The organism is Peterkaempfera griseoplana, assembly GCF_001418575.1.
Lineage (GTDB): Bacteria > Actinomycetota > Actinomycetes > Streptomycetales > Streptomycetaceae > Peterkaempfera > Peterkaempfera griseoplana.
The window spans coordinates 1-2,781 of the sequence record NZ_LIQR01000722.1 but is presented as its reverse complement, the minus strand read 5'-3'; the positions used below and the strand labels follow the sequence as shown (position 1 = coordinate 2,781).

The following is a 2,781-nucleotide window of genomic DNA, read 5'->3' as shown; positions in this document are numbered from 1 at the left end:
CGGGCACCGCCTGGTGGTCCGTAATGGCCACCACCAGTCCCGCACCGTGGCGACAGCTGCCGGTCAGGTCGAGGTCAGGGCCCCACGGGTGAACGACCGACGCGTCGACGAGGCAACCGGCGAGCGGAAGCGGTTCTCCTCGAAGATCCTCGCGCCTTGGTGCCGCAAGTCGCCGAAGATCTCCGAGGTGCTGCCACTGCTGTACCTGCATGGACTGTCGTCGGGGGACTTCGTCCCCGCCCTGGAGGGGGCGGGCAGCCCGGCAGCGGCACTCGCGATGGTCTTCAAGCTCGTCGAGTCCGCTCAGACTCGTTGGCGAGCGATCATGGGAGCCCACCTCGTCGCACTCGTGCGCTCCGGCGCCCGATTCGAGAACGGCGTCTTGGCCGAACGGACAGACACGAGGGCCGCGTGATCTTACGGTTCATCTCGCAGGCTGTCCCCGCCAGGATCAAAGGAGAACCCGATGGACGCGCAAGCGGCCTCCTCCCACCACGTCGTGCAGCGGTACTTCCAGATGTGGAACACGGGCGACACCTCGATCGCTCCGGAAGTGCTGAGCCCGGACTGGACCGACCATGCACACCCGGAGGTGACCGGGCCCGCTGACGTTCAACGCGCCGTCACGCAGACGCACGCCAGCCGACCANNGATCTGCTGTCCGTGGTCGGCGGCGTCGGCCACGAAAGTCGCCCAGGCACGATCGACAGCCATCTCATCTGGCTGATCCGACTCCTCGACGGTCAGATGGCCGAGATGTGGACCTACCGCCGGAACACTCCCTGACGATGCTGATCCACAACTCCTGACGATTGCTCCCCGGGCGTTCTCCGGATGGACAAGGACGTTCACCGATCCCCGGCTTTGCACGGCCGTCGTCGACCGGCTCACCTTCAACAGCGCGATCATCATTCCAGCACTCAGTCCTACTGGCTCACCCGCACCAAGGTCCTGGCCGAGCGGACCGCCGCCGGCTGAGGACGGCCGCCGGGTGCTTGCGCGGCACTCCCGACCGCGCAAGCAGGTCTCATTCGCCGGTGGTCTGGCCCCGTCGATCTGCTCGCGGATGAGTTCGGCACGACCGCCGAAGTGCCCTGCTTCCCGCGTCAATCCGTCAGCGACAGGCAGAATTCGTTGCCTTCGGGATCGGCCAGGACGACGTTGTCAGCGTGCCGGGCTTGAACAGTCGCACCGAGAGCGGTCAGGCGCTGGATCTCCGCTTCCGGGTCCACGGCGAGCAGGTCCAGATGCACGCGATTCTTCCCGGCCTTCGCCTCCGGCACGAGCTGGAACCACAGACGAGGTCCTCCGTCTGGCGACTCAACGAGAACAGTGGGGTCATCCTCGGTGCTGGTGATCCCCAGAGAGCGCAGGCGTGCAAGTTCCGCATCGTCGTATGGCGCGACGGCATAGCCGTCCAGAGCTGCGGACCAGAAGCGCGCCGTGGCCGCAGGGCGAGCGCAGTCGAAAACGATGTCGCGGAGTCGGGCCATCCACCCATGGTCCACGCGTCCGGCGGACGGCGCCTCGCAGTTTCACGACACGGATGACTTGAGGTCCGGGCGCTCGAAGATCATGTGGACGAACCCGAGGGCGGCGTGCAGCCGAGAGGTGCGACGACTGCGTGAGCGATGCCGTCCATGGCCTGGGCGGCGGCCGTGATGGCTTGGTTCACGGCGTCGCCTGAGGGGAGGTCGCCTGGGGTGTAGCGGCGGCCCTTCCAGGGGGCGCCGGTGCGCTGTGCTTGGCGCGGTGGCAGTCTTTGACGCGGCGGCCTTCGCGGCCGAGGAGGTCCTGGCGGTACAGCCGACCGGGTCCAAGCCGGGGAACCGGAGCCGGTACATCGCCCGGGCCACGTCCAGGCGGGTGCGTCGGTTCACCCGGTTCGTCGCCTGGGCTTGGACGAGGGCGGCCGAGCGGGACAGCGCCCGGCCTCCGGGGTAGTAGCGCACGCTGATGGGGCACGTGGTGATCCCCGGCCTGCGCTTCCGGGCGGACGGGACGAGCCGTGTGCAGTCAGCAGCTCGCGCAGCAGTCCCGAAGGTCGTGCTCGGTCCCGGGGATCGCCGGCCAGGCGAGGCCTCGTCCGGAGTCGCCCCCGCGGCCTGGTCACCCGGGTATGTCGCCGAGCTGGTTGCGCCGGGCAATCAGGTAGGCGCGTTCCGCCTGGTTGCCGGTGAGTGAGGCCGCGGCCTCGAAAGCTTGCTGGGCCTCGCCGGTCCGCCCGAGGCGGGCGAGAAGGTCGCCGCGGACTGCGTGGAACAGGTGGAAGGTGTTGAGGTCCAGGTCGTCTACCAGTCTGAGTGCCGCCGCGGGGCCTTCGATCTCGGCGAGGGCGACCGCACGGTTGAGCCTGACCACCGGACTGGGGTCGAGTTGCGCGAGTTGGTCGTAGAGCGCGACGATCTGTTTCCAGTCGGTGACCGGGTCGGTGTGCACGGCGTTTATCGCGGCGAGCAACTGGAAGCGGCCGGGCTGGTTGCGGCGCAGGCAGGCGCGCACGATCGCCCTGCCCTGGGCGATCAGGTCTGCGTCCCACTGGGAGCGGTCCTGGTCGGCGAGCCGCACGAGAGCGCCGTCGGCGTCAGTGCGAGCGGGGCGGCGCGCCTCGGTCAGCAGCATCAGCGCGAGCAGTCCCGCCGCCTCCGACTCGTCGGGCATGAGCTCGACCAGCATGCGGGCCAGTCGGATCGCTTCGACGCACAGTTTGCCGCGGGCCAGCTCCGTACCGGAGGTGGCGACGTACCCTTCGTTGAAGATCAGGAAGATCACCGCGAGCAC

Annotated in this window: 2 protein-coding genes and 3 pseudogenes; 2 read left to right on the top strand and 3 right to left on the bottom strand. The window is 68.7% G+C overall.

Features of this window, described 5'->3' with window-relative positions; all coding sequences use genetic code 11:
* Positions 1-274, top strand: a pseudogene (locus tag AOK09_RS42965) (transposase); the annotation flags it as partial.
* Positions 275-823: 549 nt separating this feature from the next.
* Positions 824-978 (top strand): annotated as a pseudogene (locus AOK09_RS43910) (ATP-binding protein); the annotation flags it as partial.
* Positions 979-1,106: 128 nt separating this feature from the next.
* On the opposite strand, the gene AOK09_RS35985 reads toward AOK09_RS43910, so the two are convergent.
* The 3 genes and pseudogenes from AOK09_RS35985 to AOK09_RS35975 all read right to left on the bottom strand — a co-directional run.
* On the bottom strand, positions 1,107-1,493 hold the full coding sequence (locus AOK09_RS35985) for a VOC family protein (protein ID WP_055591381.1): 387 nt from the start codon (positions 1,491-1,493) through the stop codon (positions 1,107-1,109).
* Between the two features lie 84 nt (positions 1,494-1,577).
* Positions 1,578-1,952: pseudogene (locus AOK09_RS42960) on the bottom strand (type I-E CRISPR-associated endonuclease Cas1e); the annotation flags it as partial.
* 157 nt (positions 1,953-2,109) lie between these two features.
* Positions 2,110-2,781 (bottom strand): RNA polymerase sigma factor (locus AOK09_RS35975; protein ID WP_322973244.1); only part of this gene is annotated, 672 nt, incomplete at its 5' end.